This window comes from Paenibacillus silvae (assembly GCF_014639235.1).
Taxonomy (GTDB): Bacteria; Bacillota; Bacilli; order Paenibacillales; family Paenibacillaceae; genus Paenibacillus; species Paenibacillus silvae.
The window spans coordinates 145,808-160,782 of record NZ_BMFU01000006.1; the positions used below are offsets into that span (position 1 = coordinate 145,808).

The 14,975-nt window shown below is 45.8% G+C and carries 12 protein-coding genes; 2 read left to right on the forward strand and 10 right to left on the reverse strand.

The genetic code is table 11. From position 1 onward, the window contains the following. Positions 1-26 precede the first annotated feature (26 nt). Positions 27-614 carry a TetR/AcrR family transcriptional regulator gene (locus IEW26_RS19995; protein WP_268237066.1) on the forward strand — a complete coding sequence of 196 codons (588 nt, stop codon included), beginning with the start codon at positions 27-29 and terminating at the stop codon, positions 612-614. 13 nt (positions 615-627) lie between these two features. Further along, positions 628-1,254 carry an HXXEE domain-containing protein gene (locus tag IEW26_RS20000; RefSeq protein ID WP_188593608.1) on the forward strand — a complete coding sequence of 209 codons (627 nt, stop codon included), beginning with the start codon at positions 628-630 and terminating at the stop codon, positions 1,252-1,254. 107 nt (positions 1,255-1,361) lie between these two features. On the opposite strand, the gene pstB is transcribed toward IEW26_RS20000, so the two are convergent. The 10 genes from pstB to IEW26_RS20050 all read right to left on the reverse strand — a co-directional run bounded on the left by pstB (position 1,362) and on the right by IEW26_RS20050 (position 14,888). Further along, the gene (pstB, locus tag IEW26_RS20005) at positions 1,362-2,117 is read right to left on the reverse strand and encodes a phosphate ABC transporter ATP-binding protein PstB (RefSeq protein WP_145405643.1); all 756 of its coding nucleotides are present in this window, start codon (positions 2,115-2,117) and stop codon (positions 1,362-1,364) included. A 12-nt stretch (positions 2,118-2,129) separates the two neighbouring features. Next, entirely contained in the window at positions 2,130-3,023 is an 894-nt protein-coding gene (gene pstA / locus IEW26_RS20010; RefSeq protein ID WP_111269280.1) for a phosphate ABC transporter permease PstA, read from the reverse strand. Further along, the gene (pstC, locus tag IEW26_RS20015; protein WP_184189150.1) at positions 3,020-3,928 is read right to left on the reverse strand and encodes a phosphate ABC transporter permease subunit PstC; all 909 of its coding nucleotides are present in this window, start codon (positions 3,926-3,928) and stop codon (positions 3,020-3,022) included. The genes pstA and pstC overlap by 4 nt, the downstream gene beginning before the upstream one ends. Positions 3,929-4,069: 141 nt before the next feature. Beyond that, complete coding sequence (locus IEW26_RS20020; RefSeq protein WP_111269282.1) at positions 4,070-5,005, reverse strand: phosphate ABC transporter substrate-binding protein; 936 nt, start codon at positions 5,003-5,005, stop codon at positions 4,070-4,072. 806 nt (positions 5,006-5,811) lie between these two features. After that, positions 5,812-7,104: an arsenic transporter gene (locus IEW26_RS20025; RefSeq protein ID WP_145405640.1), complete on the reverse strand. Its 1,293-nt coding sequence runs from the start codon at positions 7,102-7,104 to the stop codon at positions 5,812-5,814. A gap of 168 nt (positions 7,105-7,272) precedes the next feature. After that, on the reverse strand, positions 7,273-9,360 hold the full coding sequence (locus tag IEW26_RS20030) for a methyl-accepting chemotaxis protein (RefSeq protein WP_188593609.1): 2,088 nt from the start codon (positions 9,358-9,360) through the stop codon (positions 7,273-7,275). Between the two features lie 176 nt (positions 9,361-9,536). After that, positions 9,537-10,601: an EAL domain-containing protein gene (locus tag IEW26_RS20035; RefSeq protein WP_188593610.1), complete on the reverse strand. Its 1,065-nt coding sequence runs from the start codon at positions 10,599-10,601 to the stop codon at positions 9,537-9,539. Positions 10,602-10,817: 216 nt separating this feature from the next. Continuing rightward, positions 10,818-13,073, reverse strand: a complete 2,256-nt coding sequence (locus IEW26_RS20040; protein WP_188593611.1) for a bifunctional 2',3'-cyclic-nucleotide 2'-phosphodiesterase/3'-nucleotidase — start codon at positions 13,071-13,073, stop codon at positions 10,818-10,820. Positions 13,074-13,555: 482 nt separating this feature from the next. Beyond that, positions 13,556-13,972, reverse strand: coding sequence for a pyridoxamine 5'-phosphate oxidase family protein (locus IEW26_RS20045; RefSeq protein ID WP_145405636.1), 417 nt, complete (start codon positions 13,970-13,972; stop codon positions 13,556-13,558). Positions 13,973-14,429: 457 nt separating this feature from the next. Beyond that, positions 14,430-14,888, reverse strand: a complete 459-nt coding sequence (locus IEW26_RS20050) for an NUDIX domain-containing protein (protein WP_188593612.1) — start codon at positions 14,886-14,888, stop codon at positions 14,430-14,432. Positions 14,889-14,975: the final 87 nt, after the last annotated feature.

A 14,975-nucleotide genomic window follows, 5' to 3' on the forward strand; every position in this document is an offset into this window, starting at 1 on the left:
ATATTGCGAGAAGGGAACAAGAAGCTGTGGACAAGAACAATGAAACCAAAGAAATTATTCTTCAAACTGCACTGGAGATGATCAAACAGGAGGGATTCGAGAAGATCACCATTCGCAGCATTGCCCAACGTTCGAATACAAACGTATCACTGGTGAATTATTACTTTGGCTCCAAGGATAAGCTGATTAGCGAGGTGATACAGATTCTGCTTTCTGGTTTTCAGGAATCTTTCGAGGTACTGGATGACTTTACTTTGCCACCCGAGCAACGCTTGAAACGTTTTTTGCTGCATTATGTACAAGGAATAGAGCAGTACCCTGAACTGCTGTCACGAGTCATTACCATGGGCGCCAATTTATTTGCGTCACAGCAGGAGTATGGAAAGTTTATGCGGATGATTGGATTCGACAAAATCAAGAGTCTGCTTAAAGAGCTGACCAACGAACAGGATCAAGACATTCTAATGATGATGGTGATGCAAGTCTTCGGAGCCGTGTTCATGCCTGCACTGATGAGACAGACTCTGGAGGCTGGCTCAGGCATCGAAATGAAGCCTGCCGAGCGTCAGATTGACCTGCTGCTGGAACGTTATTTTTCAGAAAATAAGATGTGAGGAGAGATTGCTCATGAATATGCTGCGTAAATACTGGCCTGATCTGGGCATGCTTGTCACGGCAGTAACCGCAATCGGCATCGTTATGAATCTTCGTTCCATGTCCGAACTGAGTATGATCTTGTGGCTTAGCTTCATCGCCATTCTGGTGCATCAATTCGAAGAGTATCGCTGGCCCGGCTATTTCGGCGGTTTATTCAACATCGTTATATTCAAAAGTGAACAACCCACACGTTATCCGCTGAACCCGCAGTCGGCCATGGTTATTAACCTGGTTATCGCCTATGTTTTTTATCTTCTGCCCGTCTTTTTCCCAACCTTCATCTGGCTGGCACTGGCCCCGATCTTTATGGGTTTTTTCCAGTTTGTCTGGCACGGTCTATTCGCCAATATCAAAGCCAAAACATGGTACAATCCCGGCCTGTTCGCCGTGCTGGTTTTCCATTTTCCAATTGGTGGATGGTATCTGTATTACATTACAGAGCACAAGCTGGCAAGCACCGCCGACTGGATCATCGGATTGTTGTACTTTGTCATCGCTGTGTATCTCCTCATTATTAAAGGAAATATGTGGCTGAAGGATATCCATTCACCCTTTCATTTCTCCGACAAACAGCTGGGACCATATCACAACAAATGACTGCATCATAAAAAAATACCCCATAGAGAGACGTATCAAGTGTCTGCTCTATAAGGTACTGTTTAAGGTGTTTACTGTGAAATTTTCATACACCAATCCAGCAATCATTAACCAAAACGACCCATAATATATTCCTGTGTCAAACGGTTGTCCGGATTGGTAAAGATATGCTCCGTATCCCCATGCTCAACCAGACTGCCCAGGTAAAAATAAGCGGTATAGTCCGAGATGCGCGCTGCCTGCTGCATATTATGCGTAACAATGACAATGCGCAGCTCTTGCTTCAGCTCGGAAATTAATTCTTCTACCTTGCCTGTTGATACCGGGTCAAGCGCAGATGCCGGCTCATCGAGCAGCAGAATCTGCGGATCTACGGATAACGCCCGTGCGATACAGAGACGCTGCTGCTGCCCCCCCGACAGTGCCAGAGCCGAGTCATGCAGCCTGTCTTTTACCTCATCCCACAGAGCGGCGCGACGCAAGCTTTTTTCCACAATCTCATCCAGTGCTTTCTTGTTTTTTGTACCACGGTAGCGGGGGCCAAACGCGATATTGTTGTAGATGGATTTATGAAAAGGGTTAGGCTTCTGCCACACCATACCAATCTTCTGCCGAAGCTTGATTACATCAGTGCCCGGTTCATTCAGGTCGTTGCCATCCATCCAGATATGTCCCTCCGTGCGAGAACCGGCAATCTCATCATTCATCCGGTTCAATGAGCGGAGAAAGGTGGATTTGCCGCAGCCCGAAGGCCCGATCAGAGCTGTTACACTGGACTCCGGGAAGGTAAGGCTGATCTGTTTAACCGCCTGGAAATGCCCATAATATATGCTTAACTGTTCCGTACCGAAAGGTATGGCCATGTCGGTTCCTCCTTATTTCGAAGCTGTCATCCGGCGGTATACAACACGGCCGATCCAGCGTGCACTCAGATTAAACGCAAGCACCAGAATAACCAATACGGCCGATGCACCTGCCGCGATTTCCTTGGAATCCGGTCCAATGCCCTCGCTGTTGACTTTCCAGATGTGCACAGCCAATGTTTCAGCAGGACGCAGCGGATTAATTGGCGATCTCGGACTTGTCGGATTCCAATCCGTAAAGTCCAGCGGCGGGCTGCTCATTCCGGCGGTGAACATCAGGGCAGCAGCTTCACCGAAAATCCGGCCAGAGGCCAGAATCGTTCCTGTAATCAAACTTGGCAGTGCCACAGGCAGCAGAATTGAAGTGATGATTTTCCATTTGGACAAACCAAGAGCGAGCCCCGCTTCCTTCTGCTCCTTCGGAACAGCACGGAAGGCTTGCTCCGTCGTACGCACCATCAGCGGCAGGTTGAAAATAGCCAGCGCCATAGCACCCGATAAGAGAGAGAAACCAAGACCGAACGTATTAACAATCAATAATAGTCCGAACAAACCAATAACGATGGATGGGAAGGACGACAGCACTTCAACAACCAGACGAATGAAACTTGTGATCCGTCCCGGTTTGGCGTATTCCGCCATATAAATTCCACCGCCCCAGCCGAGCGGGATCGTAATAATTAACGTGAGCACAAGCAAAAATATAGAGTTAAACAATTGCGGTCCAATACCGCCGCCGCCTTTGAGCAATTGCGGAGCACTCGTCAGGAAATGCCAGTTGATCTGGCCGATTCCCCGGAAAAGAATGAATCCGAGCAGCCCGAGCAGAAGCACAACGATGAAAAGAGCCAGTACAACAATGACACCTGTTGCAATTTTATCTACTGTTTTTGCCTTTAATTTCATACCCGGTTTCTCCTTTCAAGCAGGCGAACCAGAATGACAAAGACAAAGGTCATTACCAGCAGCACAAGCGCCATACTCCAAAGTGCATTGTTATGAACAGAGCCCATCGTGGTGTTACCCATACTCAGTGTAATTACACTGGTTAATGTGGACGCCGATTCAAGCAGAGATGTTGGTACATGCGGTGCATTACCGATAACCATTTGTACCGCAAGTGCCTCACCGAAGGCACGCGCCATGCCCAGAACAACCCCGGTAAGCAGCGCAGGCAGAACAGTCGGAATAATGACCCGATAGATCGTTTGCCAGCGTGTTGCACCCAGTGCATAGGAGGATTCACGCAGCCCTTTAGGAAGCGCGGACAGTGCATCTGCCATAATGCTGGTTACTGTTGGCAGGATCATGACAGACAAAACGAGGCATCCGGCTGCAATCCCGACACCCGCACCGCCGAACATGCTGCGCAGCAAAGGTACAATGACACTAAGACCGATAAAACCGTAAACAACCGAAGGAATACCTGACAAAAGCTCGATCGCAGGCTGCAGTATTTTTTTACCTTTGCCTGGTACGATCTCTGTCATAAAGAGTGCTGCACACAGGCTGAGCGGACTTGCAATCAGCGCTGCCAGAAAAGTTGTAATAAATGAACCTGTTATAAAAGGCAACGCGCCATAGGCCGCAGGTTCTCCTGTTGGATTCCATGTTTTTCCTGTTAAAAAATCACTCATGCTTATGCCGTTCTGGAAAAATGTCGACAGCCCTTTGGAGGCTACAAAATATACGATGGAAAACATGACAACGATCAGGAAAACGACACAAATCGACGTATAGATTCGTCCCGTCCACTCTTCCCAGTAGTGCTTCTCTCTCAAGGGTCGGCGTGACTTCACTTTGCTATTCATTGCCGTTCCCCCTCCGGTCTGTTCCATAACAACCATCCTTCTATAGTGGAATTGATGCAAAATATGGGATATTTTCAGAGCAAACTGCGTAAAGAGGCAGGACCTGAGTCCGCCTCTCTCGCTGTATGCGCAAGTTAAAGATTATTTCGTCACGTTACCTGCTGCATCGCGTTTAACTTTCATACCAGACACCGGGATGTAGCCCAGCTCTGTTACGTCTTTTTGTTGAATTTCATCACTCAGGATGTAGTCAAGGAACGCTTTGGTTGCAGCATCCGGCTCACCTTTTGTGTACATATGCTCGTATGCCCACACTGGATAAGCACCGGATTCTACGTTTTCTACAGTTGCTTCCACACCTTCATATTTCAGAACTTGCAGGCTGTCGTCCAGGTAGGACAGGGCCAGGTAACCAATTGCACCTGGAGTCTCAGCTACAAGCTTCTTAACTGTACCGGAGGAATCCTCTTGAATTGAACCTTGGATATCTTCAACTTTCGTACCCAGCGCAAATTTTTCGAATGTTGCACGTGTACCGGAGCTGCCTGGACGGTTTACGATAACGATTGCTTGATCTTTACCGCCAACTTCTTTCCAGTTTTTCACTTTACCAGAGAAAATGTCGATCAGTTGTTGTTTGGTCAGATCCGTCACACCTGCATCTTTATTGCTTACAGGAGCAATCGCAACTACAGCAACCTGATGATCTTTCAGTTCACTTACTTTAGCAGCGTCATCGATTTTTTCTTCTGCAAATACGTCAGAGTTACCAATTGTAGCTTGTCCGTCGGATACTTGAGTCAGACCAGTACCACTACCGCCGCCTTGTACTTGCACAGTGATGTTCTTATATTGGTCAACTGCCATAAATTTTTGTCCAGCTTGATCTACCAGTGGCTGCAGTGCTGTTGATCCAACAGCCAGAATGTTACCGCTGAGCTCAGCTGCAGCAGTACCTTCTCCTGATCCATTGCTTGCGGCACCATTTGTAGTACCAGCGTCGTTTTTCGATCCACATGCTGCAAGCACCAGTACGAACGTTAAGGTCATCAAAATAAACGGCAACTTTTTAAACATAGTTTTGTTTTCCTCCCCCAATGTAGTGATGGCGTTTTGTGAATTTGTTTGATCACCATCAACTCTTTAATCATTGTAGTTTTGGTATGTCATCCGAAAATCATTGTTTTGTAAACGCAATGTTAAAAATTCAGGCTGTGTATGAATGAAGTTGGCCTAGTATAAAGCGTTTAAAATAGAACTCTGTGCAGTCGTTCCGGCTACAGATCGTTCTTCCGATCGCTGTTGTCTCCAAATTTTTATTGATTTTATTTTCTAAATGTAAACATTCGGAGACAAAGGCGACCGCTTCGCTTCTTCAGAATCGATTCCCTCCCCTCCACTACTTATTTTGTTCGCTATTCCAAAAGCATTCATCCCCAGCGTGGTGGGGATGTAATAAAAGTCCCGCCTCATACAAGGCTGGACTCAAGATAATTTCGAAAGCTGTGTGTTTCATCTAGCGTTCTGAGCCAGTTAGCGCCGGTGTAGCGAAGGGAACGGAACGATTGTGGAAAAGCGAGGCGGTCGCCTTTATCAACGGATATATTCCTTGGAAGAATGGAATCCAATATATCCGGGGATAACAGCGATTGTAACAACGTCCGTTCCCGAAGCGGCTGCCCGGCTCTTTTGACACTTATCGAGATGATTGGCTTCTTCTATATAAAAGTCTTCTATTTCAGGCAGATAAGAACGAAAAAATAGTTCAAGAAACAGCAAAAAAGACTGTCTCACCCGAATGTGCATGGCACATCTGGTCAAACAGCCTTTTTTACAGAATCATATGTTCACTTTTAATGTTTGATATGATCAACACATCTCTTTTACCCCAAAATCCAAAGCCACAGTGCCAGACCTGCCAAAGTGATCAGCAGCGTTGGAACGGTCAGGATGATGCCTGCCTTGAAATAGTATCCCCACGTAATCTTCACACCTTTGCGGGACAATACATGCAGCCAGAGCAAGGTTGCCAGCGAACCAATTGGTGTCATCTTCGGTCCCAGATCGGAACCGATGACATTGGCATAGATCATCGCTTCACGTATGATACCCTCGGTATGTGCTCCTTGAATGGCGAGCAAATTAATCAATACGGTTGGCAGATTATTCATCACCGATGACAATACAGCAGCGATTACACCCATGCCCAATGATGCCGCCAGCAGGCCGTAATCGGCTATAGCATCCAGCCAACTGCTTAAATAATCGGTTAATCCGGCATTACGCAGACCATACACGACGATATACATTCCCACCGAGAATACAACAATTGACCATGGTGCTTCCTTGATCACACGCTTGAGATCAACCGCTTCGCTTTTACGTGCAAGAATACCGAACAGCAGCGCTACTGCGCCTACAATCACGGAGACAGGAATCGGCAGAAACTCACTGGAGGCATACGCCACCAGTAGCAGTCCCAGCATAAACCAGGCGATTTTGAACACCCTCGGATCACGGATTGCTTCCTTTGGATCACGAGCAGCTGTGACGTCATACGTAAGCGGAATGCTTTTGCGATAAAATAAAAACAGCATCGCCGTACTCGCCGCAATGGAGAACAGATTGGGCACGATCATACGTACGGCATATTCTACAAATGTAATGCCGAAGAAATCGGCAGAGACAATGTTCACCAGATTGCTGACCACCAGCGGCAGCGAAGTTGTATCTGCGATGAAACCACTCGCCATTACAAAAGCCAGTACCATACGCTCATCAAATTTCAATGCACGCACCATTGCCAGTACGATCGGTGTCAGAATAAGCGCTGCTCCATCATTCGCAAACAAGGCAGACACAGCTGCTCCAAGTAAAATAGAGTACAGGAACAGCCTGCGTCCGTTCCCTCCTGCCAGCCGGGCCATATGAAGAGCGGCCCACTCGAAGAACCCGGTTTCGTCCAAAATCAAAGAAATCATAATAATGCCGACAAAGGCAAGCGTAGCATTCCACACAATGGAAGCCACATCCGAAGCATCATTTAAACTAACAACACCAGCGGCCAGAGCAAGAAGAGCGCCTCCTGAGGCACTCCAGCCTATCCCGATTCCACGCGGCTGCCAGATAACCATTGTAATTGTCAAAACAAAAATCAGTATCGCTACATATACCATAGTTCCTCCTGCTGCTATCCTGACTTGATATGCGTATCGTTCTATTAATAAAGGTACACCGTACACTGGCTTGTAAGAACCAGACGATATATTTATACAGGTCCGCAGGAGGAATGTCTATCTTTATTTTCTGTAAGCTTATGAAAAAATGTACTTAGCCTGAATTTATCAGGACTTATCGCTGTCTTTGGCATTATCATCATTCATCTTGAACATCCCCAGCAGGCCTTGCAGTTGCTCTGCCATGCTATTTAAATGTGCAGAAGAAGAGGCGATCTCTTCCACGGAAGCAAGCTGCTCCTGTGATGATGCCGAGACGGACTCGGTACTTGCTGCTGATTCCTGAGTGACATTTGATATGTCGTTCATCGTTTGCACCACATGGGAGGCACCCATCTCCAATTGTTTTGTCGTCTCTGACAGCTCATCAAGTGTGTGAACCGCATCCTCAACCGCTTCACGAATTTGAGCAAAGGATTGTCCGGACGTATTCACAGCCTGGAGACCTTCATCTACCCGGCTTTGAGCCGCATTCATCGCTATCAGAGCTGAATCCATATCCTGGCGTATATTGTGTACAAGCTCGCCAATCTGCCCTGCAGAGCTGCCTGATTCTTCGGCCAGCTTACGAACTTCGCCAGCAACCACAGCAAATCCGCGCCCCGCATCTCCTGCTCTGGCTGCTTCAATGGAAGCATTCAATGCCAGCAGGTTGGTTTGCTTCGAGATCGATGCAATGACATCAACCATACCGCCAATTTCAGTGGTACGAATATGAAGGGACTGTACTACATGACCTAATTGTTCGACCGTCTCCTGAATGATATTCATCTGTTCCACAGCTTGTCCCGCAGCTTCATTCCCTGATGAAGCTGCCCCGGATGTATCTCGCATCGACGTTGTGATCGACTGTACTCGCTCTGACATCAGCCTCACATCTTCTGCCATACGATTTATCTCTTCAGAGCCTTCCTTCACACTGCTTACCTGCTGCTCTGCTCCCTCGGCAAGCTCCTGAATCGCCATCGTTGAATGCTCAATCGCTTTCGTCGTTTGGTCTGCACTTGCCGACAACTCTTCTGAGGATGCAGATACCTGCTCTGCCGTCTCCTGTACACCCAGAATCATCATTCGCAAATTATCCACCATGCGTTCAAAGTACTTTGCCAGCTCACCGACTTCATCCTTGCGTTTACTGTCCATCTTCACCGTCAGATCACCTTTGCTGACTGCACGTGCATTTTCCTGAAGCCGTTTGATCGGACGGATCATCGAACCAGTGAACCAGATAATATAAATGATCGCCAGAAGTACAGAAGCAAGCAAAACAATAAGCGTAGCCAAACGAATCTCCTTGCTAGCGTCCGTTACTTCACTTTTGAACATCGTTCCCGCAATTTTCCAGCCCGTTGCTTCATTGGTAGAGAAAATCATCATCTTGGCGCGTTGATCAAATATGTATTCGAACTGACCTTCTTTACTTTGATACATTTGATCCATTACGCCGCTGGTATCCTTCGTGCCAACTTCCTGTACAGGAGAGACGACATAGTTCTGATTTGCATCAAGAATAATGACATATCCTTCATTCCCTACCTTCATGTTGGCCTGTTCACGAAGATCTGTTAAGTCAAGTGACAGACCAATGACAGCAGATTGATCCTTTAACGTTTTGGAAATAAACACAACTGCTGCTCCGTCGGTATTTTTGGTGACCGGGGAGACTGCAACAGTGCCCGGCTGGTTCATCGCGAGTGTATACCACTCTCGTTCTCTGGGATCAAAAGCTTCTCCGCGCTGGCTGCTCTCTGTAGGTTTTCCCCGAACCATGACACCTTCTGTCGTGCCTACAAAAATATTCAAAGCATCAGGATGTAATCCCAAATACTGAGCAAGCTTGGTCTGAAGCTCTGTACTATCATTTTCTCCTTTAATCAAAGCCGGATCGAGAGAGTCCGAGAAATAATTGATATCATAAATTTTGCTATTCACCTGACTCTCTATAATTTTATTCACGGTTTTCACGCTCTGCGTCGCACTATCGTTTAACTGCTCTTGTACCGTGTCCTCCGAGATCGTTAATGTCACGAAGCTGATTGCCAAACTCGGCAGAATCAAGACGATTAGAAAGGAAAGCAGCATTTTGTTTCGAATATTCCAGACAAATGCTTTTTTCTTACTCTTTTTATTTTTAGCTGGTACTGGTTTGGATTTTTTTCCGGCTTTCCCTACCGGATGATTCTGGATTTCATTCATTTGCATATCCCCCTTATAATTTCCAAGCCAATTTTTCTATCTATGTATGAAGTATCTTATGGCTTATGTTATATATCGGCTAACAACGAGATTTATTTGATAAAAAAAAGTACACGCCAAGCAGGCCACTTCCACAAGAAAGCGACCAGCTTGACGTTACGGAATGTAACGAATATTTATTTTGCCGCTCTGTAGGACGGTCCCAGGTAAGGACCATCCGGCGGATGGGCTGCAGGTTTACCAAAATAATAGCCTTGAGCCAGCTCAATTCCTACGGAACGGCAGAAATCAAACTCTTCAATTCGTTCAATCCCCTCGGCAAGTACTCTACCACCAAATTGGCTCGATACCTGCACTATATTAAGAATCTTCTGCTGTTTTGCCCGATCCTGATCACAATGATCAATCAGACTGCGGTCAATTTTGACAAAATCCGGCTCTAAACGGCTCATTAAATCAATCGTGGAATATCCTGCACCGACATCATCCAATGCTACGGACATGCCGTTAGAACGATATACTTGAAAAATATGCTGCAGTGTCGACAGATGCTGGATCTGTTCGGTCTCGACAACTTCGAAAACAAAATCCTTTGGGTCTAACGAAAGGCGCTCAATGGCTTCGAATGTATGTGTTAAACAATATTCAGGATTGTAAATAGAGGAAGGCAGAAAATTAACAAAACGTTTAACACCTTGAGGCAGGTGTCTGGCACTGGTTTCTATTGCTGTAATACGAGCAGTTCGATCCAGATAGGAATGTAGTCCCGTTTCTCGTGCCGCTTCAAACAGTTCATATGAGCTAAAGGATCTGCCACGTTCACCCGGACGGAGCAAAAATTCAAATCCGATAATATGCTCTGAGGCATTTACGATCGGCTGCATATAGCTGCTGAATTGCCGTTCCAAAATAGTAGAAACAATATCTGCATGTTTGATTCTGGAATGCTGCATGGATAAACTAATCCAATCCCCCTCAGCATCACTGAATAGTCCTTCCGCAGCAGACTTTAACTGAACGGTCAAAGCAATTGATAACGTTTTCTCCATTCCCATAATCTCTTCCAGCCGCTTCAGCAGCTCTTGTGTGTCGGAAAAATCGAACCAGAGCACTTTCTCAGAATATTCAACACGCCTTCCCTTGGTTTGCAGCGCTTCCAGCAAAGCAGGGGAGACGGGACGCAGGTACAGCGTACCTTGACCCTCTATCGGATAGATTGGACTGCAGCCACTGCAATTCATGTAGAACCCCCTTGCCAGTTTATCGAGCTGTATCATTAATGTTACCAAGTTTATACCCAAAGTTTGTAAATAGTATATCATGGGTCTTGAAATTAATCTCTAATGTTTTCATGACTTCCTATATGACGGTTATAGAAACAGATGTATGCACTTATTTCACAAAAAAGACCAGCAGTCTGATGACTGCCAGTCTTCATCTGTACCCTTTATTAGACTCTATGAAGCAGGAATGACAATTTTTTGTCCAACCTTCAGGTTATGCACATTTGTAATTTTGTTGGCTTTAGCAAGTACACGCCAGTCCACACCATATTTCAAGCCGATGCGGTACAGGTTGTCTCCTTTTTTCACAACATAAACCACTTTTGAATTCACTGCCGGTTTCTCCGGCTGCGGTTTAGGTGTTGGTGCAGGTGATGGTTCTGGCTTCGGTGTTGGCGCCGGATTGGTTTCTGGTTTTGGCGTAGTTGCAGCCTCCCCTGTCAGCTTCAATCCGTATTCCGCAAACCCGTCTTTATTCGTACCGATAAAGGACATTGCCGGATTCGCTTCCACCAGTTCTTTGGCATCTGGAGAAGAAGCAAATACCACTTCAAGATCATTCAGTGCTGCAGCGGTTACACCTGCAGAAGGTTTAATTGGTGCCAGTGACCAGTTGCCATCTGCTGCAGGATTAATCGTTTTGTTCTCACGAATATAGTCAATAATGACTTGACGGTTCTCATCCGGTGCAGCCAGAACGATGCGTTTGCCGTCCGGGTTAGCCAGTTTGGATGAAGACGCACGATAGTTATTCGTAGCAACGATGAATTTTTGCTCTGGATCAACCGGTTTGCCTTCAAAGCTCAGGTTTTTGATACGACTTGCTGAAGCGTTGACAACCGTTGCCTTGCTGTCGTATTTAGCTGGCTGTGTGACATCAATCTGGTAGGTTACCCCATCGATAACATCGAAGTTATATGTCGGGAAATCCATATTGATCAACTGCTGCTGACCACCTTTAGCCGGGTCGATCTGGTTGAACTGGCCTGCTGACCATTCCAGCCACTCTTTCAGTTCAGCACCATTAACCATCACAGCATGTACTGTATTGGGATATACGTACAGGTCTGCTACGTTTTTGATGGCAATTGTACCTTTAGGAATGTTGGTATAATACGATGCACCGGAACGTCCACCTGCTTTGAACGGAGCCCCTGCTGACAATACCGGAATATTTTCATAATCCGTACCTTGCAGCTTCTTCTCCACGTACCATTTCTGTGCATTGGTTACAATCTGGATCGATGGGTCATCCTGCACCAAAGCAAAGAAGCTATTAATGGGTGCTGTTGTTTCGCCAACAGGACCACGTACATATTCCAGCGTACCTTCATGCTCATCATGAACCGCATCCACAATTGCCTGGTCAGCATCTACCAATGCCTTTTTGTTCTCTGTGTCATAAATGGGGCGAGCTTCTGTTTTGGAATCAACAACTTTCCACTTGCCATCCACTTGCTCCAGATCCAGGTCAATGATCCCGAGATGATCACCCCAGAAACCTGGCTCCACCGCAGGAACGCCGTTAATTGTACCCTTCTCCAGGTCTACACCTTTTTTGTCTTTGAAGTCTGCACTAGGGAATACTTTGTGGGCATGTCCAAACAAAATGGCGTTAATGCCTTCCACTTGGCTCAGGTATAGCACAGAGTTCTCCATCAGATCGGTTTGAGGAATATCCTCAAAGCCGGAGTGAGGAATAGCAACGATAATGTCCGCACCTTCGGCCTTCATTTTTGGAATGAATTTTTTCGCGGTAGCGATAATATCCTTGGCAATGACCTTGCCTTGCAGGTTAGCGCTGTCCCATTGCATGACTTGCGGCGGTACAAAGCCGATCACACCTACTTTGATCGTATGCTCCTTGCCACTTTCATCCGTTACTTTTTTGTCCAGAATTTTGTATGGTGTAAAATAGTTTTTATCGTTTGTTTCATCTTGATCACCATCGTCTACATAGACATTGGCATTGATGTAAGGGAAGTTGGCTCCCTCCAGTGTCATATCAAGAAAATCGAGACCATAGTTGAATTCATGGTTACCGATATTGCCTGCATCATAATCAAGCAGATTCATCGCTCTATATACAGGGTGAGTTTCACCCTTTTTCAGAGGATCAATCTTCGCTACAAAATCACCCATCGGGTTCCCCTGAATCAGGTCACCATTGTCGAACAGCAGGCTGTTCTTTGCTTCTGCACGGGCTTTCTTGATCAACGTGGCTGTTTTCGCGAGACCATACTGATCTGTTGCTTTGTCTGAATAGTAATCGTAGTTGATCAGATTGTCATGAATGTCCGTTGTTTCCATGATCCGCAATTTGACTTTGGCCGCATCTGCAGCCGACACAGGTACCGGAAATACCGCAAGCACGTTTAATGCAACGAAAGCGGCAGTCAGGCTTGATAATACTTTTTTACTCTTCTTCAAAATAACCCCTCCCGGTTATGTACATCGAATCATGCCATATTAGCAACAACAGGCACAGAAAATAATAGATTTCATGCGTTGTGCATGCTGATAATCGGATGAGCATTCATCTGTAATTATCAGGTTAGTTTATCTCACATGAACATCTATTCATATCTGTGCGCGTTATTTACATCTCAAATCATAACGTAATGTTAAACAGTTGAAAAGCATTAATTTTTACAATATCCGTACATAGTTGAGCGACTTTATATTTTCATGCGTAATTTCGACAATTCTCTCGGTTTTTCAGCCAAAATATAGGCAATATTTTATTCAAATTTCAAATGTTACATCATTATAACACCACTCACAGATTGGTCATACTCTGCATACCAAAGAACCGCGAACCCATAAAGGGATCACGGCTGATCGGATTGATGTTATTCATCGTCTGACAACAAGTCCGTGCAATCATTGAATTATGAATACGTGGCTGTGATTTATTGCTCCCACACATGATGCTCGTGGTCTTTGCCTGTATATTCAATTCGTGAAGGCGTAATGTCCAGAATGACATAGTTGGGATCATTCGGTCCATCAAACCAAGCTTTCAGCTCATCATTCCATACTTGCTCACGCAGGCCTTCATTTTTGGTCACTTCACAGGTTCCCTCGATCTCCACAACTTCCTTGGAGCCTCCTGCCTCGTAACCAAGCAGCAGGCTGACATTCGGATTGTTTTCCAATTCCTCCACCTTGTGTGTACGGCGGTTGGTTGCCAGGTGAATATTCAGACCATCGTTGAAAAGAGCCATATAGCGGGATTTCGGTTTTCCATTCTCAACGGTCGAGAAGCTGCAAAACGGGTTATGTTCCAAAGCCTTCACAATGTTTTGTTCCAATTCATTCTGGTTCATGGGAGATGCTCCTTTCGGTTTGGGGGGATGTTTGCAAGCTTGGCTTTGAGGCTCAGAACCAAAAACTTATGCAGGGTAACCGTTACAGTGCCGAATCGTTCTTTCGATCGCTGTTATCCCCGGATTATTATTGAATATTTTTCAGTGGGGCATAATCCGGTGATAAAGGCGAACGCTTCGCTTCTTCAGAATCGATTTCGTCTCTTCCACTACTTCTGCATTGCTTCCAATGGTACAAGCAATTCAAAGCCCAAAAGCCCTTTAAACATCTTAGGTTTAATCTTGTAGTAGATTTACGTCTTTTAATCAGACATAGACTATTTGTTTAGAGTTCACAGTTGCCTGTTTGATGTACAAACAGCTGTACTTATAGTGTACCCGCCTCACCTATGTTGAATCCCTGAACCCGAATGTATGCATAAACATGATGAAGATTTATTTTTCATAAAAGGAACTTCTAGTTTAGATCCCCAAGGTAAATACGCGGTTCTCCCTTTTTTAACAACAATTCACCGATCGTTTTGGGGTACAGGCGGATGTCCTTTAATGCTTCAAGCGCAACCCATTCTACCGCCACCTGATGGTCATCCGGGTTCGAGCCTTCAAAGACAGAAGCCTTCGGATCAACCAGGCTGCATGCAAAATAAAATTCCACCTGATGGATATCCGCATCCCACTCAGCAAATTCATGATTGGCACCGATGTATTCGCGAATATGCAGCAGCTCTCCCACATCCACGGCCTGTCCGATTTCTTCCAGGCATTCCCGGGCAACCGCATCCTTCAGCTCCTCGCCTTTCTCCTGCCCGCCTCCAGGAAAAACATAAGCATCGCCATACTGATCTTTCAGACGAATCAGTAACAATCGGCCTTCCTGAACAATCACCGCTTTGGCCGAATTTCGTATGGGTTTCATCGTATATCATCCCTCATTTCACATCTATATAAAGTTGAACTAAAGATTTCACACAATCCACTCCGATGACAGAATAACCTTCCAATT